We start from the raw sequence: 18,390 nt of genomic DNA on the forward strand, positions 1-18,390 counted from the left end.
GCCAGAACGTTATGGGCTATGTTAGCCGACTAAAAAGCAAAAATTAACGAACAAGAAATAAAAAAATGGATACAGATTTTAAAGACGTAATGTTAAAAAGAACTGACGATGAACTTATCAAAATTGTCACTGTAGACAAGAACAAATACCAACCTCTGGCTGTTGAAGCTGCTGAAGAAGAAATCAAAAAACGCAACATAGACACAACAAAAATTGAACAAGTTAAAGTTGACTTAACAGCTAAGATTGAAAAACAAGACCAATTTGAAGCTAAAAAAGTAAGTTCTTGGACAAGATTTTTAAATTTCATAATAGACGTAATTGTGTGGTTTATAATTGTAGCTATTTTAACCTCTCAATTGAATGCAAAAGATCCCGTTCAAATGTTATTCGGATATCTTATCCTATTTGCAAGTTATGTAGGCTACTATGCGTTTATGGAAATAAGGTATCAAAAGACTATTGGAAAGTTTATTACCAAAACAAAAGTTGTGGATAAAAATGGTACTAAACCAAAAGATGGAGATATTTTACGGAGATCATTTTGCCGTCTAATTCCATTTGACAGGATTTCATTTTTGTTTACACCAAACGGTTTCCACGACAGACTTTCAGACACTACAATAATCAAAGATGTAAACTAACTAACGAAGAAACACAGCCCATAACAGGCGTTTGGCAAGATTGCGAGTTATGTGATAAAGTCACGTTTCCGTTTCATAAGAAATTTTTAATTTAACCGAAAATAAACCGTTCCGAAGCTCGCAACCTCGCCAAGCGCCAGAACGTTAGTGGCTATTTTCGAGCAACAGAAAACAGAAAAAAACCACGAATCAGAATCTTTAAATTTCAAAAAAAATGATATTGAATATATTAAATTTTAGAATTGGGAAACCGAATTTTAAATTTTACACTGAAAATGGAATATTTTATGCGGAAAATAATTCTAGAAAAACTTTTTTCTCATTATTGTTTTTTGGAATGTTGAGTTTTTTCATTTTCTCTGGTTTTTTTTTGCTAATTGAAGAAAACGAAGTTAGTTTAGGATTAATCCTTGTTGGTTTTATAATTCATCCGATTTTTGGAATTCTGGGATTGAGAAAATTTTTATGGTTAATCCGTGGTAAAGAAATAATAACTATAGATAATTTAAACCTGAAAATAACAAAAAGTGGATCGTTTTGGATCAAAGATAAAATATTTGAAAAAAAAGAAATAAAAAACATAAGAGATAAATTTGAAGATGAACTTTATTCAAAAGACAGATCAAAATGGTTTAATGAAAATATGAATTCTATAAAAGAAAATCAACGAATAATGTTATGCTTTACAATCGGAGAAATTTTATTCGATTATAAATTTTCAAAAATAAAAGTTTTTAATTGCTTAAATGAAAGTGAAAGAAAAGTATTGATTGATGAATTGAAAAAACAAATTGAAAAATAAAAACAGCCACTAACAGCCGTTTGGCTAGATTGGGGTTTTAGGCTTAATTTAAATCCGTCTTGTACTTGGAAAATTTCTGCTTAACCGAAAATAAATCTTAATTTAGTCCCCAACCTCGCCAAGCGGCGGGACGTTATGGGGCAGTTGTGCCGAAATTACGCAGGTAATTCCGATTTGAAAATGAAGTTTGTAACTCGCAGAAAATTTACTAGCAGAAGCGTGAAAATTGGATTCGCCAGCAGAAGTTGGAAAGTTGGAATCTGACAATAAACAGAAGAAAAACTGAAGCGTGAAAATTGGAACTTGCCAACAGAAACTTGAAAATTGGAATCTTAAAAGCAGAAGCGTGAAAGTCGGAATCTGCCAACAGAAACTTGAAAAGTTTTACGCAGAAATTAAAAGTGAATAATTGAAAATAATATGCCGAAATTACGAGCAGAAAAGCAGAAACGTGAAAATTGGATTTTGCCAACAGAAGCGTGAAAACTTTGTGTGATATTTGTAATTTCGACAAAACAACCGCCCCATAACACACGCTACAAGCAATTTGGGGATTTGGCTTAATTGGAAAATTGATTTGTATTTGGAAGATTTGGCAAATCCGAAGAATGGGCTTAATTTAGTCCCAAACCCGCTGTAGTGCCAGAACGTAGGCAATGCTAACGAAGACCAAGACAATTCAAAACAATTTTTAAATTAAACCAAAATGAACATTAACTTATTTCTTTGGTTATTATTAACTCTACCAGAAATGGTATTTTCTCAATCGGTCGACTTTACCATTCAAGATGTAAAGTTTGAAAGTCAAGGCGTCACTCTTGCAGGCTCGATTTTAACGCCTAAAAAAACATTTGCAGCAGTTGTAATTGTTCATGGGTCTGATCCTGTAAAAAGAGAAATGGAGTTCGCTAAACGTCTTGCCAAAGAAGGTATTGCTGTATTGACATATGATAAACGTGGAGTTGGAGAATCAGGCGGTGTATATGTAGGACCATCTGTTGGCACGAATAATATTGACACTACTAATCTTAATTTATTATCTCACGATGCAAGTTCAGCAGTAAATACATTTCGAACCTATTTGAAAGATAAAAAAACACCAATTGGATTAGTTGGCTTCAGTCAAGCAGGATGGATAATCCCAATTACTGCAAGTAAAAATCCACAAATAGAATTTATGGTTTTATTTAGTTGCCCTACAATTACAACTCTAGAACAACTTCGATTTCAGTTTTATACTAATGGAAACAATAACTTTTGGGAAAATCATACAGAATCAGATGCTCGTGAACATACTAAAGATGACCCAGACAGATATCAATTCGTAGCGACTGACCCAAAAACTTCTCTGAATACTCTTTCAATTCCAGGACTTTGGCTTTTTGGTGAGAAAGATATACAGATTCCGGTAAAGTTGTGTATGGAGCAATTAAATACATTGAAAGCTCAAGGCAAACCTTTCGAATACACCTTGTTTTCAACATTAGGACACAATACTGTTCCTGGCAATATTACAGCACCAGTGGATATTTCAATTCAGTGGATAAAACAGAAAGCTTTGAACATTAAGAAGTCTAAAGTATCAAAATAAAGCACTGCTTGCTACAACAGATTTGGGCAATTGGTTTAATGGAAAGTTGGTTTTGTATTTGTGTGAATTTGGTTAATCCGAAAATAGAGCTTAATTTAGTCTCAAACTACTTGTAGTAAAGGAGCGTTAGACATCTTTGAATTGCGGCATCATGAACTCAGAATAAGAAATAAAAAAATAACTTAAAAGTTAAAATTATGGCACTTATCAATCCTCACATTAACTTCAACGGAAATGCCGAAGAAGCATTCAATTTTTACAAATCAGTATTTGGCGGAGAGTTCACAAAGATTATGCGTTTCAAAGATATAGCATCCCTAAACTCCGGGACTGAATATCCAGGAGCAGAAAATGATGCAAATAAAATAATGCTCATTGCTTTGCCTATTGGCAAAAATATTTTAATGGCCAATGACGTTCCAGAAAGTATGGGTCAAGTAAATGAAAATGAAAACAGATCTAAAATATCCATTAGCGCAGAAAGTCGTGAAGAAGCCGATAAATTATTTAACGGACTTTCAGCAGGCGGAAATATCGAAATGCCTATTGGCGACAGTCCTTGGGGTTCCTATTTTGGGATGTTTAGAGATAAATTCGGTATTGAATGGATGGTGGATTTTGACCCAAAATATAACGGAACAGTATAAGTAGAAAGCTAGTTTTGCAAATTGCCCCCACAATAGTACGTAAAGTAAAAAAGCTATGGGTAATTCATGGATTTTTAAAAAAGTAAATCAAAAAAATTAATGCCCAAAACCCTAATCTCTGACAGTCTTCAAGAAACCAAAACCCTAATTTTTGACCCCTGTGGTTTTGAACTTACAAACCTGGTACCAGAAAAAGAAAGCAAGGATTATGGTGCATATCAATTTGAACTTAATGCATTAAAAATACTATTTCGTGTGGCTAAAACCACGCCTACAAAAGTGGGTCAATTTGTTACGGTATGGAAAAGAATAGGAAAGGGACCTATTCAGCCTTTTGACCTTTCAGATAACATTGATTTTTTCATTATCAATACTCGAAGCGGAGATCATTTTGGTCAATTTGTATTTCCTAAATCTGTACTTAGTCAACAAGGAATCCTTACCACTGATTTGAAAGAAGGGAAACGCGCTATTCGGGTGTATCCGCCTTGGGACATCACAGAAAACAAACAGGCACAGAAAACTCAAAAATGGCAATTGGATTATTTCTTGGAAATCCATTTGGAAAAACCCATAGATTTAAACCGGGCTAAATCGCTTTATTCTCTGGAAATTAAATAACAGCAAAAAGCAAGCTTATTTAAGTAATTTCAAACAAGGTTTATTTTTTACATAAACGTACTTTACTAATTTATTTTTATAATATACTGATTTTCAGTTGCTATAATCAAAAAATATTTTTAATTTAGCTTTAGTTAAGGATTTCACAATTTTATGAATCCTATCCTATCCCCAAAATCTTATTATTATTTAAAAGTTAGACCATTTTAAAAATTCGACTAACTTATTAAGTTAAATCAATTATTTAAAAAATGATGGGTATTAACGACTCATTGTTTTTTATCACTCATTTTAGCAGTACCAATTTCAGTAGCCCCGTTTTATTTTAATTCGTTTTGCAGTAATTACCTAAAGGAAATAAGTGCGTGCCATCAATTTTCTAGGTTGCTAACCAAACTATAAATACATAAACCACTACGTTATGGACACCTTTAAAGATCGTGTAAGTAATGAACCTAAACAGCTTAACTGGTTATCCATTTTACTCGTTGTAGTACTGTTGATTGTATTATTTTGGGCTGTTACTAAATTTAAAGGGGAACATCGTTTTGCTGTTGTAAAATTTCATGGTAAAGGTGATGCTACAAACCTTTCAAAAAATTATGGCTTAGTTCAATTTCCTTCCAATGAAAAGAATTACGGGGCAGTGCTTGCTGAAAAAGGAGATGTATTAGGGTATAATGACCTTACTATTTCATTTAATGAGGTAACGAATGATTCATTCGAGATTAATGATTCCGGAGATTCTCTTGTTTTGGTAAACGGAAAAGTAAATACCATCATAGTTGTGGAAAAAGCAAATCTTATCCCTTGGTTTCAAAAAATGAAAGCAAGAACAATTGATCACTTGGAAACCATCTATTTCAAATCAAAAATTCCACCAAGTTACATTCCGTATTTAAAAAAAATAGCGCACTTAAAACCCAATATCGCCCTAACATTCGAAGATAATAATTCTCCAATTATAATTGAGAATTACATCAAAGTGGCTGATTTTTTCAAACCTCATTTTATAAGAGCGTCTTTAAAACAAAATCAATTGCCACTATTAGCACATTGGAAAACCACCGAATGCCTGCATCTGAATATATCGGATTCTATAGTTACGGCTACATTACCCGCCATGCCTGCCTTAAAACAATGCATTATCAATGGTGGCGACATCAAAACTATGAATGCTGCTTTTTTTAATAACAATCCACAACTGGAAAAGGTAAGTTTATTTACCTGCGCGGCTGATTATTCTGTTTTGCAGCCACTCAAAAATCTGGAGCAGTTGATCATTACTAATTTTGGCTGTAAAGGAAATTTGGCAACATTAAAAAACAATTTTCCTAAACTTTCTGTATTGATTGTCTCTGGCATTTTTACCAATATTGATGCACTTAGCACCTATAAAGACCTCCGATGGCTTGGACTTCCTGAAAATATTACGCAAAAACAATTTGACACTATAAGCACACAATTATCTAGTTTACAAGTACTGGAAATAAACGGAAATGATACTCTAAAAAATTTATCTGCTTTGCAAAAATTACCCAATCTCAGGGGACTCGTAATAACAGATACCCTAACGGATAAACAATCTCTTTATGCATTAAAACAATTGAGATACTTATCCATCCCTGAGAAAAATAAGGCCGACAGCACCTATGTACAAACGCTGAAAAAGAGTTTACCAGGTTGCATCATTGTTCCTAATACAGGAGCCTGTATGGGTTCTGGCTGGCTGCTTTTATTAGTGCCCACTGTATTTTTATTCAGTTTAGTTTTTCCAAGAAAATTATTGAAGAAATCTTTTAAAAGAAACAAAAAAAATGGAGCATTCAGAACAAACAAAAGCGATACCCAGACGAACCAAAAAAGCAGTGCTTGATGCAGTCGTTTGCACTGCTGAAATCATGGTGTTTGCCTATTTAATTACCTACCCTTTTCCAATGAAAGCAGTAGCTTTTATTCCTTTGGTAATGGTAGCTTTTATTATTAGCCGGGATATCAGTTCTCCTTCGGTTGCATTCCGATTTTTATTTAGGAATCTTTTTTCTCTAAAAATGCTGGTACAAATTGTCATTGGACTTGAATTAGGTATCATAGCAGCAATTTATTATAGAGGCAATCTGGGAATGTCTATTCTACCTGCGGTAATCCGGCCATTTGTGGTAGTGGCTGCAAGCGTTGCTATCATTGAAGAATTGGTTTTTCGTGGTTTCATACAAGGTCAAATCAGTAAGCTAAATACCGATTTTGCAATGGTATTTGCCGCCTTTGCACATGCATCTTACAAAGCTTGCCTATTTCTTTCACCAGTAGCGATACCGCAACAACATCTTGTATCCTATTTTATATGGTCCTTTGGGGCTTATGTTGTACTTGGTTTTTTAAAGAATTATTCAAAAAGTATTGTGCCAGTCATTATTGCGCATGTCATTTTTGATTTAATCGTTTATGCCGAAGTCCTGCAAGCACCATGGTGGGTGTGGTAATTAATGAAGTAAACTTAAATTAACAACACGAATTAAGAGTTGAGAATCTATTTTTTATGTATATAATGGCATCGCCAAAGTCTTAATTCATATAAACTAAAGCCTATGTGTTTTTCAGCTAGTGCTAGTTTTGGAGCTGGTATTGTTCTTGCAGCGATAAGTGTAGCGACAATAAAAAAAGTGCAAAAACCGTCCCAAATGTATTTTGCCAGTATTCCGATTATTTTTTGTGTGCAACAAATTGCCGAAGGGTTTTTATGGTTAGCATTAACCAAACCGTTTTTTGCTCCATTACAACAAGTCACAACCTACACTTTTTTATTTTTTGCACAAGTGGTCTGGCCCTTATGGATTCCTTTTGCGTCATTGAAACTTAAGAAAGAAGAAGAAAATGTTCTTTTCCAATGGATTCTGGTTGTAATTGGCCTCTCAGTGGCTTTATATCTTGGGTATTGTTTGGTCAGTTATTCTGTTGAAGCCAAAATTATTGGGCGCCACATCTCTTATATCCAACGGTATCCAATCGTTTTTGGCAGTTATGGAGACCTACTTTATATCATTGCCACTATTGCTCCTCCCTTATTTTCAGATATCAAAAAAATGTGGCTCTTAAGTATCACCATCATGATTTCTTACATCATTACAACTATTTTGTATCTTGATTATATCGTTTCGGTTTGGTGTTTCTTTTCTTCTATTATTAGCATCTCTGTACTAATCGTTATGGACGAAATTAAAAACCCCAGTAAAAAGCAATCTAAATATTACTATAAAATTGAACATACTAAAAAAACAAGTGTTTAAATTCCTGACCTTTAGTTTTTACTCTATTTTTTTCTTTAAGTTTTCTTTCACGCTATCGAACCATTCATTGCTGAGAATACTCAAAATAATACTGTCTCTGCGTACGTCACTCCCTAAAGTGGGCATGTGATTTCGCATGACGCCTTCTACAGTACAACCAATGCTTTTCATGGCAGCAATACTTCGCTGGTTGTTATTGTCTGCACGAAATTCTACGCGTTCAACTCCAAGGGTTTCGAAAGCAAATTGCAACAATAGAAATTTACAGCGTTTATTGAGTCCGGTTCCCCGGAAATCTTTTCCGTACCAAGTGTAGCCCAATTGCAAGGTTTTGAACTCCAAATTAATGTCGTAAAAACGAGTGCTTCCTGCGTATTTTCCAGACTTTTTATCGAAAACTATAAAGGGGAATTCGGTTTTATTTTCTTTGGCTTTTAAGGCTATTTTGATGTAGTTTTCCAGATTTTCTTTACCGTTTGCACGCACTAAAGAATATTCCCAGGTTTCGGGTTCGTTGAGGGATATTTCCAATAAATTTTCGACATCCGTTTCCTGTAAAGGACGCAGTAAAATTGATTCGTCTTCGAGGATTGTATTTTGAGGGAATTGAGAAATAGACATGATTCTTTTTTTTGCTAATTTATAAAAAAAAGACAATACCAATTATGAGTATAGATAAAACTAAAACATTTAGCATAATTTTTTAAACATATTAAGGAGTATAAGTTCATTTAAGTTGGACTCTTTTGAATTCATAAATAATCACTGATGCCTTAGCCCAGATTACTTCACTTAACTTTTATTTCATCGGAGTTCAGTGAATACTTCGTATTTAAAGAGAAAAGCCCACAGTATAAAACACTAATTTTTCTTGTTATAAAAGAGCGACCAACGGAAGCTCCTTTTATGACTTAGAAAAATAGTATTTTATGCGCGAACTTGAAACGGTTAGCTGGATTAGCTTCTAAAAATGCTACTCACTCATTTCATCGTAACGCTCCGGAACTTGGGGATCGTACAGTGGACAATTGAACTCAGCCAATGCGTCTACCAATTGATTCATGATTTTCCCTTCGGTGCCGTAGCAATCAATTTGAATGCTTTGAGGAGTGGTTTTTATTTGAAAAGCACCTTTCCCTTTGTTATTTTTCCAACTGTTGTCATCTACTTTTTCCCATTGAGAGAACAGTTTATTGATCCTATTGAGGATGACTGTTACAGGAAGTTCCTCGAGACCTATTACTTCTTGTTCCTCAATAATGGCTTCGTAAACCAAGTGATGGTTTAGATAAATGCCGTCCTGATATCTCCAAAAAAGTAATTCGTACATTTAGAAAAATTAAAAGATTAGAGAATTGAAAATTGAAAAATGAGCTTCATTTAAAGCTTTTTAATATTCGAAAGTTCCGTATTCGCTGGTAATGGTCAGTTTTTTTGCATCGGCTGCTTCCACTCTACCTACGATTTGTGCATCGACATTGAACGATTTTGAAATCGCGATAATGTCTTGGGCAATAGCTTCGGGAACATATACTTCCATGCGGTGTCCACAATTGAATACTTGGTACATTTCTTTCCAATCGGTTTTGGATTGTTCCTGTATCAACTGAAATAATGGTGGAACCGGAAATAAATTGTCTTTTATAATGTGTAGATTTTGTACAAAATGTAAAATTTTGGTTTGTGCTCCTCCACTGCAATGCACCATTCCGTGAATTTCAGCAGCAGTATATTGATCTAAAATTTTCTTGATAATAGGCGCATAGGTTCTGGTTGGTGAAAGCACTAATTGACCTGCGTCGATTGGCGAATTTTCAACTGAATCAGTAAGATTTACTTGTCCGGAATAGATTAACTCTTCAGGAACTGCAGCATCAAAACTCTCAGGATATTTGGTTGCCAAATATTTCCCGAAAACATCATGACGCGCTGATGTTAATCCGTTGCTTCCCATTCCGCCATTATAGCTTTTTTCGTAAGTAGCCTGACCGAAAGAAGCCATACCCACAATTACGTCACCTGCTTTAATATTAGCATTGTCAATTACTTTTGAACGCTTCATACGAGCCGTTACGGTAGAATCTACAATAATAGTTCGAACGATATCACCTACGTCAGCCGTTTCACCTCCTGTGGAATGAATGGTCACGCCAAAAGAATCCAGTTCTTTGATTAACTCTTCGGTTCCATTGATGATTGCTGAAATTACTTCGGCAGGAATAAGATTTTTGTTTCTTCCAATGGTGGATGAAAGTAAAATATTATCCGTTGCCCCTACACACAATAAATCATCGATATTCATAATCAATGCATCTTGGGCAATACCTTTCCAAACAGAAATATTTCCTGTTTCTTTCCAATACATATACGCCAGAGAAGATTTAGTTCCCGCTCCGTCAGCATGCATAATCAGGCAATAGTCTTCGTCTTGGGTTAAATAATCAGGGACAATTTTACAAAATGCTTGAGGAAACAATCCTTTATCGATGTTTTTTATGGCGTTATGCACGTCTTCTTTGGATGCCGAAACACCGCGAAGCGCATATCTTTTTGAAGTATCTGAACTCATGTAGTCTAGTTGTGTAACCTGCTTTTAGGCAGATGTGTTTTGCGGCAAAGATAATTATTTTTTTTGGGTTTTGCCTATTGGGTTTTCAAGTGTTTCGTTAAATCTATAATCTATAAATCGAATGTGGATTTATTTTATTAAATTTGTCATACTATTTTGTTTACTAGTACTTTACAAAACAAATGCAAAAAATAATCTGTAAACAAATACTGTTTATCACAATGGGCATCCTACTAGATTTGGATTGATTTTAATTAAAATTTATAGCCAAACCCATTTAAAAGTTTAAGAAACTTTAACCTAAAATTAAACTCAAAAAAAGTGGAAACCAGCGACCACATAAAAAAACGGGGCCTTACCGAAAAGCCATAAGAGTAGGAAACTAAAAACCACAACATTATGCCTAAATATGTAATTGAAAGAGAAATTCCCGGTGCAGGTAAACTTACTGCCGATCAGTTAAGAGCCATTTCACAAACTTCTTGTGGAGTACTGGGTAAAATGGGACCCCAAATCCAATGGGTCAACAGCCAAGTAACCGCTGACAAAATCTATTGTACGTACATCGCTCCCAACGAGGATATGATTCGCGAACATGCAAAAGCAGGTGGATTTCCAGCAAATTCCATAAGTCAAGTATTTGCGACCATTGACCCAACAACTGCAGAACAAACAGTTTAGTCTGGAACAACCTTAAACGGCAACAGTTGAAATAAAAAATAACAAGCAAAAAACTGAAATCAAAATCTGTATTTAGAATTTAACCGCAAAACAAAGTCTTAAAAAAGAGTAATTAAATACTTTAAACAAAAAAATTAAATAAGATGAAAAATGCAATTAACTGGTTTGAAATTCCAGTAAAAAATTTAAGCAGAGCACAAGCCTTTTACGAAACAGTTTTAGGCGCAAAAATGCAGCCAATGGAAGCCATGGGCATGAAATCAGCTTTCTTCCCGGCAGATATGGAACATGGAATTGGAGGTAGTTTAGTAGAAAATGCAGCGTATCAACCAGCTGACAAAGGCACTTTAGTTTACCTCAACGGTGGTGAAGATTTGAGTATTCCTCTTGCAAAGATTGAAGCGGCAGGCGGAAAAATTATTTTACCTAAAACATCAATAGGACCTAATGGCTTTATGGCACACTTCACCGACACTGAAGGAAACAAAGTGGCATTTCACTCCATGAAATAACAAGTCAGAAATTTTATAATTAAACCATAAAAAATGCCTGTCATAACTGACAGGCATTTTTATAAAATAGTGTTTGTTATTATTTTGTAAACAACAATTCTCTGTATTTAGTCAATGTCCAAAGTTCATTATCTACCAATAACTCCAGTTTATCACAATGTTCACGGATCACTTCAAAATAAGGCTTTACATTATTACAATAGGCTTCAGCCATTTCTTGAGCATCAGTCATTACGTTTGCTTTCTTTCTTTCGTTAGTCATTTCAACTACTTTAGAATTGATTCCTTCAATATGTTTTGAAATATCCTTGATCAATAAAATTTGCTCTTTGGCAATTGTTTCAAAATCAGCTCCAAAAATATCTTTCAAACCTTTAACATTTTCAATCAAAGTATTTTGGTAACGAATTGCAGTCGGAATAACGTGATTTGTAGAAATATCACCTAAAACTCTGCCTTCAATTTGAATTTTCTTAGTGTATTCTTCCAATTCAATTTCGTAACGCGCTTCCACTTCAATGTGGTTCATGATTCCCATTTCAGAAAATAAATCTAAAGCTTGTTTAGAAGCTCTCGCTTTCAATGCTTGAGGAGTAGTTTTAAAGTTACTTAACCCTCTTTTCCCTGCTTCGATTTCCCATTCATCACTGTAACCATCTCCTTCAAAAAGAATTTTTTTGGAAACTTTAATATACTCTCTCAAAACATTGAAGATGGCGTCGTCTTTCTTCATGTCTTTAGATTCAATCAAAGCATCTACTTCAATTTTGAAATCTTTCAATTGTTTAGCAACAATAGTATTCAAAGTAGTCATTGCATTAGCACAGTTTGCAGAAGATCCCACTGCTCTGAACTCAAATTTATTTCCTGTAAAAGCAAATGGTGAAGTTCTGTTTCTGTCCGTATTATCCAAAAGTACATCTGGAATTTTACCTACTACATTTAATTTTAAATCTGTTTTCTCTTCTGGAGATAATTTCCCGGTAGTTACCCCTTCTAATTCAGCTAAAACTTTAGTTAATTGTTCTCCAATAAATACAGAAATAATTGCCGGTGGCGCTTCATTGGCTCCTAATCTATGGTCATTACTTGCCGTTGCAATTGCACCTCTTAGTAATGATTCATAATCATTTACCGCTTTTATAGTATTGATAAAGAAAGTCAAAAACTGTAAATTGCTCATTGGCGTTTTACTTGGACTTAACAAGTTAACTCCGGTATCAGTTGCCAGTGACCAGTTGTTGTGTTTCCCTGAACCATTAACTCCTTTGAACGGTTTTTCATGGAATAATACTTTCAAGTCATGACGTTCAGCCACTTTTTGCATTACATCCATTAATAAACAGTTGTGGTCAACGGCTAAGTTTGTTTCTTCAAAAATAGGGGCCAGCTCAAATTGATTTGGAGCCACTTCATTATGACGCGTTTTAACCGGAATTCCTAACAACATACATTCTTGTTCTAAATCTCTCATATATGTTAATGCACGAGTTGGGATAGAACCAAAATAATGGTCATCAAGCTGTTGTCCTTTTGCAGAGGTATGTCCTAGCAAAGTTCTTCCTGTCATAACTAAATCAGGACGAGAATTTGCTAATGATTTATCAATCAAGAAATATTCTTGCTCCCAACCTAAGGTTGCAGTAACTTTCTTTACATTCTTGTCAAAATACTTACATACTTCCGTAGCAGCTTCATCCATAGCTGATAAAGCTCTCAATAAAGGAATTTTATTATCTAATGCTTCTCCTGTATAGGAAATAAAAACAGTAGGAATACATAATGTAGTTCCAAAAATGAATGCTGGAGAAGTTGGATCCCAGGCTGTATATCCCCTAGCTTCAAATGTGTTTCTAATTCCACCATTTGGAAAGCTGGAAGCATCTGGTTCTTGTTGTACTAATTGTGCTCCACCAAATTTCTCTACTGGATCGCTACCGTCATAAGATGTTTCAAAAAAAGCATCATGTTTTTCAGCAGTTGTTCCTGTAAGTGGTTGAAACCAGTGTGTATAATGGGTCACTCCTTTTGACAAGGCCCACTCTTTCATTCCCATTGCGATATAATCCGCTAATTTCCTGTCTATTTTAGTTCCGTGTTGAATAGCTCCCTGAACGGCTTTGAAAGCATCTGAAGTCAAATATTGCTTCATCGCTTTATCATTAAACACATTAGAACCATAAATAATTGATTTTCTGTCTATTTCTTCAAAATGAACAGGTTTTCTATTTGAAGCTTCTCTTAATGCTTGAAAACGAATTGATGACATAATTATAAATTTAAAATATTAATCGTAATTTAAAACATATACAAATATAATTCATTCCAGTAATATTTAATCCTCTCATTAACATATCTTAACTTTCTTTTTGAAGCTAGAAATTAAAATTAAAAAAATTAACCTTTTTCACATCTGAAGTAATAAAAATCTTAACTATTTAGTAATGACTAAAAAATCTGTATTATGAATTTAATTTTTATACCCAACTAAAATTACATTTTTTTAATTATACCCCCAAAAAAATGCAGTAATGCTAAAAATTATATCTCATTAAATAAAAATTACCCCCTGATTTTATGAGATTGACAAATTAATTTATATTTGCACAAGAAAATTATCAAAAAGAAAATAAATTTATATTATTATGGCTAAAATAAAATTAGAATACCTTTGGTTAGACGGATACGAACCAACACAAAATCTTAGAAGTAAAACTAAAGTAGAAGAGCACGAAAATTTTCAAGGAACGTTAGCTGAAATAGGGAACTGGTCTTTTGATGGTTCTTCAACAAGACAAGCCGAAGGTGGTTCATCTGACTGTTTATTAGTTCCTGTTGCAATCTACCCTGATCCAACTCGTATTAATGGATACTTGGTAATGACCGAAGTGATGTTTGCTGATGGAAAACCACATCCATCTAATGGTAGATCTACTATTGATGATGATGGTGATTTCTGGTTCGGTTTCGAACAAGAATATTTTATCATGGATACTAAAACTTTATTGCCTTTAGGATTTCCAATAGGTGGTTACCCTGCTCCACAAGGTATGTACTACTGTTCAGTAGGTGGAAAAAACACACACGGAAGAGGTTTAGTAGAAGAGCATGCAGATTTATGTATCGCAGCCGGACTTAACTTTGAAGGTATCAATCAAGAAGTTGCTTGTGGCCAATGGGAATTTCAATTATTCGCAAAAGGAGCTAAAAAAGCAGGAGATGAAATCTGGGTTGCTAGATATTTATTAGATCGTTTGACTGAAAAATACGGTTACTATATTGAATACCACCCAAAACCATTAGGTGATACTGACTGGAATGGTTCAGGTATGCACGCTAACTTCTCTAACGAAGTTCTTAGAACATGTGGAGATAAAGCAACATACGACAAAATATGTGAAGCTTTCCGTCCAGTTGTTGAAGAACACATTGCGGTTTACGGAGCTTACAACGAACAACGTTTAACTGGTAAACATGAAACAGCTTCTATCCACGATTTCTCTTACGGAGTATCTGATAGAGGAGCTTCAATCAGAATTCCTTTATACACTGTTCAACATGGTTGGAAAGGATATTTAGAAGACAGAAGACCAGCATCTAATGGTGATCCATACAAAATTGCTGCAAGAATTATAAAAACTGTAAAATCAGTATTGTAAATCTTAGCTAATTTATACTTAAAAGTGCCTTCATTACTGAAGGCACTTTTTTTTTATGCCTTACAACAATCACAAAGCAACTTTATTTAACAATAAGTTTAAAATTTAAATAATCAAAAAGTATCTTTACCCATCCTAATAATTAACAACTTGATTTATGATTGTCTGGATTTCATTTTTAGCTGCTGTATTACTTTTTCTTGCACTCGATTTAGGTGTTTTCAACAAAACGCCACACATTGTCAGCTCAAAAGAAGCGGGTAAATGGACTGCTATATGGGTAACATTATCTTTTTTATTTTCTGTAGTAATCTATTGGCTATACGGTAATAATTACATTTCAAATCCGGATGGATTAAAACCAATAGCTGCATCGATGAAATTCATAACAGGATATTTGATCGAATTATCCCTTAGTATTGACAATATATTTGTCATCGCCATAATTTTTTCTGCATTCAAAATACCCCAAAAATACCAACATCGGGTTTTGTTTTGGGGAATATTGGGAGCAATTATTTTTAGGGGTACAATGATTTATTTTGGCGTTTTACTGATTAATAAATTCTCGTGGACAACCTATCTTTTTGGAGCATTCTTGATTTACACAGCAATGCGGATGTTATTCACTGGTGAAGATGAAAAATTCGAACCAAAAAAATCTTTCATTTACAAGAGCCTTAAGAAACTGATGCCTATCTCCAATCACATGGATAAAGAACATTTTTTTGTAAAAAGAAGACATATTACTGCTGCAACTCCATTATTTGTAGCCTTGGTAGTTATTGAAGTCATGGATGTTGTATTTGCACTTGATAGTGTTCCTGCAATTTTAGCTATTACAAACGATCCTTTTTTAGTTTTCAGTTCTAATATTTTTGCGATATTAGGGCTACGTTCCATGTATTTCTTTTTGGCCAATATGTTAGAAAAATTTGCCCATTTAGAATACAGCCTTATTGCTATTTTAACTTTTGTGGGACTCAAAATGTTACTTCACGATTTTATCGAAATGCCTGAATGGGTATCATTAGCTTTTATAGCTGTTTCGCTATTGGTCGGAATCATTGTATCTATAAAAATGGGTAAAGAAGAAGTTGCTGAAGAAAATAGTTAATCTACATTGTATCATAAAAATAAAAACATAAAAAAAGGGAGTCTTTCGATTCCCTTTTTTTGTGTATACCTTTAAAATTACATTTGAATTTTTTGAATTTGAGTTTCATTTAATTTTAAAGTCGACATAACCGCTTCAAAACTATTTTTATTTATCGAAGTTGCATAACCTCCAGGGACAATAACAACTCTTAAGACTTGATTCAATCTGAAATCCGTAGAAACCGATTGCAAATCATTTCCAATCATAAATACATTTACATCTCTTGTAGTATAATCTTGATCATAACCAAAATCAAGTGTTCCATCACTAAAATAATGTGTTTCAGGTAATAATTTCCATACATCACTACCTTGTGGAGTTGTACCGGATAATCGGTATACTAATACTACATCCGAAGAATAAATTGGATAATTAAAAGTGATTAATTTACTGTAGTTATTACTTGAATTAAACGAAGTAGTAACTTCAAATACTTGGCTAATAGTATTATCTACAACAGGTCCGTTATCAGTTACAGTACAGCTTTGTAAACTAAATAATCCTGCAATGGCTAAAAGTGTAATTATCTTTTTCATGATTTAAATATTTTAATGGTTCTTTTTTTTTATACATTCATGAATTGTGCCAAAGTATCTTTTTATTAAAAAATGTATATTTGAATATGAAAGAAGAACTTAAATTATACATGGTAATGCTAGGCTGCAAGCCGGAAGGAAGGCTTACAGAGCAGCATGATATTTTTTTTGGAATTGGAGATTCTTTAAAAAATTTAATTCCGAAGATTAAAGTTTTTTGGCCTGAAGCCAAAGGAAAAATACATATTGATGCCTGGAGAGAAGTTAGTGTAGTCGATAATTTTTCGATTGAAATTAGTATCAAAGATGTAGGTGCAACTACTGTTTCCGAAAAATTATTTTTTATTAATTTGGGTGGTTATAAAGAAAATGAATTTGAAGAATACCATTATAAAATACTTTCTGTTGCCAAAAGTTTAGGGTTAGCATCCAAAAATGCCAAGAAAACCACTTTCTATAAACATTTTGGTTTCAAGGGAGCTACTTCCCATATTGATGATAAATACGGTATCGATGTGGATGATATTTACAATGTATCGGATATATTGGACAAACAATTTAAAGAACGGTACTCCTTAAAAATTGCAAAATCCGAAACTGATTTAAAAGAAGATGTATTGCATATTGAGTATTTGAAATTAGATAAAATTACTATTTAATATTTTTAGATTAAAATCAGTTAACAAAAAAAGCATCCGGTTAAGGATGCTTTTTAGTTAAAATTAGTTTTTAAAATTATCTGGAAGACATTACTTTTTTTACACTGCTTCCACGATCAGTAGTCACTTTCACAATATATACTTGCTCTTTTCCTCTACTTAATTTAAGGTCTAGCGCAATTTCTTTGTTCAAATAACTATTGGTATCCATTTTAGAAAGTATTGAAATACCTTGCGCATTAAACACCTCAATTTTCACATCAGATACATAATCAAATTTGTATTTGATCGTAAGCTGGTCTTTGAAAGGAACAGGATACGCATCAAACCCTGAGTTCGCAGTTTTAGCTGTTAGAGTTGTTTCTATAGGAGCAATTGTTTCTGTTGTTTTAGTATCTGGATTGGTAATTTTTGCTGGAGATGGTGCTGGACAATTTGAAGCACTACAATCTGCAGGATCTGAGATACAACCAGAACTTAGTTTTTTAACTTTTATACCCGTTACTGAGCCTGGAGCTAAAGAAGAAAACACAGTACCTGCCTGCCAGGTAACACCATTATCAATACTGTATGCATAATCGGAACCTATTGGATTAAGAATGGTAACTGATCCTGTCGTTGGTCCACAAAGAGACGGTTGAACGATGCAAACGGTTGGAGTTGCTGGTGATGTTTTATCTACAGTAACTATTACAGCATCTGTTTTTGTACACCCATTTGCTCCTGTTACCGTTACGGTATAGGTTGTTGTAGTCGATGGTGTAGCTACAGGATTGGCAATATTTGTTGCGCTCAATCCCGCTGCCGGTGACCAGGAATAGGAAACGCCTCCACTGGCTCCCAAAGTGGTACTTGTAGTGGTGCAATTTATTGTCACATCGCTTCCCGCATTGGCTACAGGTAAGGCTTTGTCTACAGTCACTATCACATCATCTGTTTTTGTACATCCATTTGCTCCTGTTACCGTTACTGTATAAGTTGTTGTGGCAGCTGGTGAAGCTACAGGATTGGCAATATTTGTTG

Annotated in this window: 19 protein-coding genes; 13 read left to right on the plus strand and 6 right to left on the minus strand. The window is 34.0% G+C overall.

The genetic code is table 11. The features are described from left to right. The first annotated feature begins 65 nt into the window (after positions 1-65). From ACM55H_RS06910 to ACM55H_RS06945, 8 genes are all read left to right on the plus strand, one after another. Positions 66-644 carry an RDD family protein gene (locus tag ACM55H_RS06910; RefSeq protein ID WP_416835822.1) on the plus strand — a complete coding sequence of 193 codons (579 nt, stop codon included), beginning with the start codon at positions 66-68 and terminating at the stop codon, positions 642-644. Positions 645-1,014: 370 nt separating this feature from the next. Then, positions 1,015-1,446 carry a hypothetical protein gene (locus tag ACM55H_RS06915; protein ID WP_416835823.1) on the plus strand — a complete coding sequence of 144 codons (432 nt, stop codon included), beginning with the start codon at positions 1,015-1,017 and terminating at the stop codon, positions 1,444-1,446. A 706-nt stretch (positions 1,447-2,152) separates the two neighbouring features. Next, positions 2,153-3,037, plus strand: a complete 885-nt coding sequence (locus tag ACM55H_RS06920) for an alpha/beta hydrolase family protein (RefSeq protein ID WP_416835824.1) — start codon at positions 2,153-2,155, stop codon at positions 3,035-3,037. 197 nt (positions 3,038-3,234) lie between these two features. After that, the gene (locus ACM55H_RS06925; RefSeq protein ID WP_416835825.1) at positions 3,235-3,684 is read left to right on the plus strand and encodes a VOC family protein; all 450 of its coding nucleotides are present in this window, start codon (positions 3,235-3,237) and stop codon (positions 3,682-3,684) included. 99 nt (positions 3,685-3,783) lie between these two features. Beyond that, a complete protein-coding gene (locus ACM55H_RS06930) occupies positions 3,784-4,305 on the plus strand; it encodes a MepB family protein (protein WP_416835826.1) in 522 nt (173 codons plus the stop codon). A 421-nt stretch (positions 4,306-4,726) separates the two neighbouring features. After that, positions 4,727-6,181, plus strand: a complete 1,455-nt coding sequence (locus ACM55H_RS06935) for a leucine-rich repeat domain-containing protein (protein WP_416835827.1) — start codon at positions 4,727-4,729, stop codon at positions 6,179-6,181. After that, the gene (locus ACM55H_RS06940) at positions 6,174-6,788 is read left to right on the plus strand and encodes a CPBP family intramembrane glutamic endopeptidase (RefSeq protein ID WP_416835828.1); all 615 of its coding nucleotides are present in this window, start codon (positions 6,174-6,176) and stop codon (positions 6,786-6,788) included. Before ACM55H_RS06935 ends, ACM55H_RS06940 begins: the two co-directional genes overlap by 8 nt. A 105-nt stretch (positions 6,789-6,893) precedes the next feature. Then, on the plus strand, positions 6,894-7,592 hold the full coding sequence (locus ACM55H_RS06945; RefSeq protein ID WP_416835829.1) for a DUF6629 family protein: 699 nt from the start codon (positions 6,894-6,896) through the stop codon (positions 7,590-7,592). Between the two features lie 18 nt (positions 7,593-7,610). Here the strand turns inward: ACM55H_RS06945 and ACM55H_RS06950 are convergent, their stop codons facing one another. The 3 genes from ACM55H_RS06950 to ACM55H_RS06960 all read right to left on the minus strand — a co-directional run bounded on the left by ACM55H_RS06950 (position 7,611) and on the right by ACM55H_RS06960 (position 10,161). Next, positions 7,611-8,213, minus strand: a complete 603-nt coding sequence (locus ACM55H_RS06950; RefSeq protein WP_416835830.1) for a GNAT family N-acetyltransferase — start codon at positions 8,211-8,213, stop codon at positions 7,611-7,613. Between the two features lie 352 nt (positions 8,214-8,565). Continuing rightward, entirely contained in the window at positions 8,566-8,922 is a 357-nt protein-coding gene (locus tag ACM55H_RS06955; protein WP_416835831.1) for a hypothetical protein, read from the minus strand. A 60-nt stretch (positions 8,923-8,982) separates the two neighbouring features. Continuing rightward, on the minus strand, positions 8,983-10,161 hold the full coding sequence (locus ACM55H_RS06960; RefSeq protein ID WP_416835832.1) for an AIR synthase related protein: 1,179 nt from the start codon (positions 10,159-10,161) through the stop codon (positions 8,983-8,985). Between the two features lie 399 nt (positions 10,162-10,560). On the opposite strand from ACM55H_RS06960, the gene ACM55H_RS06965 reads away from it, so the two are divergent. Together ACM55H_RS06965 and ACM55H_RS06970 are read left to right on the plus strand one after the other, a co-directional pair. After that, positions 10,561-10,842: a DUF4242 domain-containing protein gene (locus ACM55H_RS06965; RefSeq protein ID WP_416835833.1), complete on the plus strand. Its 282-nt coding sequence runs from the start codon at positions 10,561-10,563 to the stop codon at positions 10,840-10,842. A 143-nt stretch (positions 10,843-10,985) separates the two neighbouring features. Continuing rightward, positions 10,986-11,354 (plus strand): VOC family protein, encoded by a 369-nt coding sequence (locus ACM55H_RS06970; RefSeq protein WP_416835834.1) that lies wholly within the window; start codon positions 10,986-10,988, stop codon positions 11,352-11,354. 79 nt (positions 11,355-11,433) lie between these two features. On the opposite strand, the gene ACM55H_RS06975 is transcribed toward ACM55H_RS06970, so the two are convergent. Then, the gene (locus tag ACM55H_RS06975) at positions 11,434-13,623 is read right to left on the minus strand and encodes a glutamine synthetase III family protein (RefSeq protein WP_416835835.1); all 2,190 of its coding nucleotides are present in this window, start codon (positions 13,621-13,623) and stop codon (positions 11,434-11,436) included. A 376-nt stretch (positions 13,624-13,999) separates the two neighbouring features. Here ACM55H_RS06975 and ACM55H_RS06980 point away from each other — a divergent pair, with 376 nt between their 5' ends. Both ACM55H_RS06980 and ACM55H_RS06985 read left to right on the plus strand, forming a co-directional pair. Continuing rightward, positions 14,000-15,013 (plus strand): glutamine synthetase beta-grasp domain-containing protein, encoded by a 1,014-nt coding sequence (locus ACM55H_RS06980; RefSeq protein WP_416835836.1) that lies wholly within the window; start codon positions 14,000-14,002, stop codon positions 15,011-15,013. 157 nt (positions 15,014-15,170) lie between these two features. Then, positions 15,171-16,130, plus strand: a complete 960-nt coding sequence (locus tag ACM55H_RS06985) for a TerC family protein (RefSeq protein ID WP_416835837.1) — start codon at positions 15,171-15,173, stop codon at positions 16,128-16,130. 77 nt (positions 16,131-16,207) lie between these two features. Here ACM55H_RS06985 and ACM55H_RS06990 read toward each other — a convergent pair whose 3' ends face one another. Continuing rightward, the gene (locus ACM55H_RS06990; RefSeq protein WP_416835838.1) at positions 16,208-16,708 is read right to left on the minus strand and encodes a hypothetical protein; all 501 of its coding nucleotides are present in this window, start codon (positions 16,706-16,708) and stop codon (positions 16,208-16,210) included. 86 nt (positions 16,709-16,794) lie between these two features. Between ACM55H_RS06990 and ACM55H_RS06995 the strand changes: the two genes are divergently transcribed. Then, positions 16,795-17,367: a DUF1543 domain-containing protein gene (locus ACM55H_RS06995; protein ID WP_416835839.1), complete on the plus strand. Its 573-nt coding sequence runs from the start codon at positions 16,795-16,797 to the stop codon at positions 17,365-17,367. A gap of 76 nt (positions 17,368-17,443) precedes the next feature. Here ACM55H_RS06995 and ACM55H_RS07000 read toward each other — a convergent pair. Continuing rightward, on the minus strand, positions 17,444-18,390 hold a 947-nt coding region (locus ACM55H_RS07000; protein WP_416835840.1), incomplete at its 5' end, for a T9SS type A sorting domain-containing protein.

This window comes from Flavobacterium cryoconiti (genome assembly GCF_048158645.1).
Lineage (GTDB): Bacteria > Bacteroidota > Bacteroidia > Flavobacteriales > Flavobacteriaceae > Flavobacterium > Flavobacterium cryoconiti.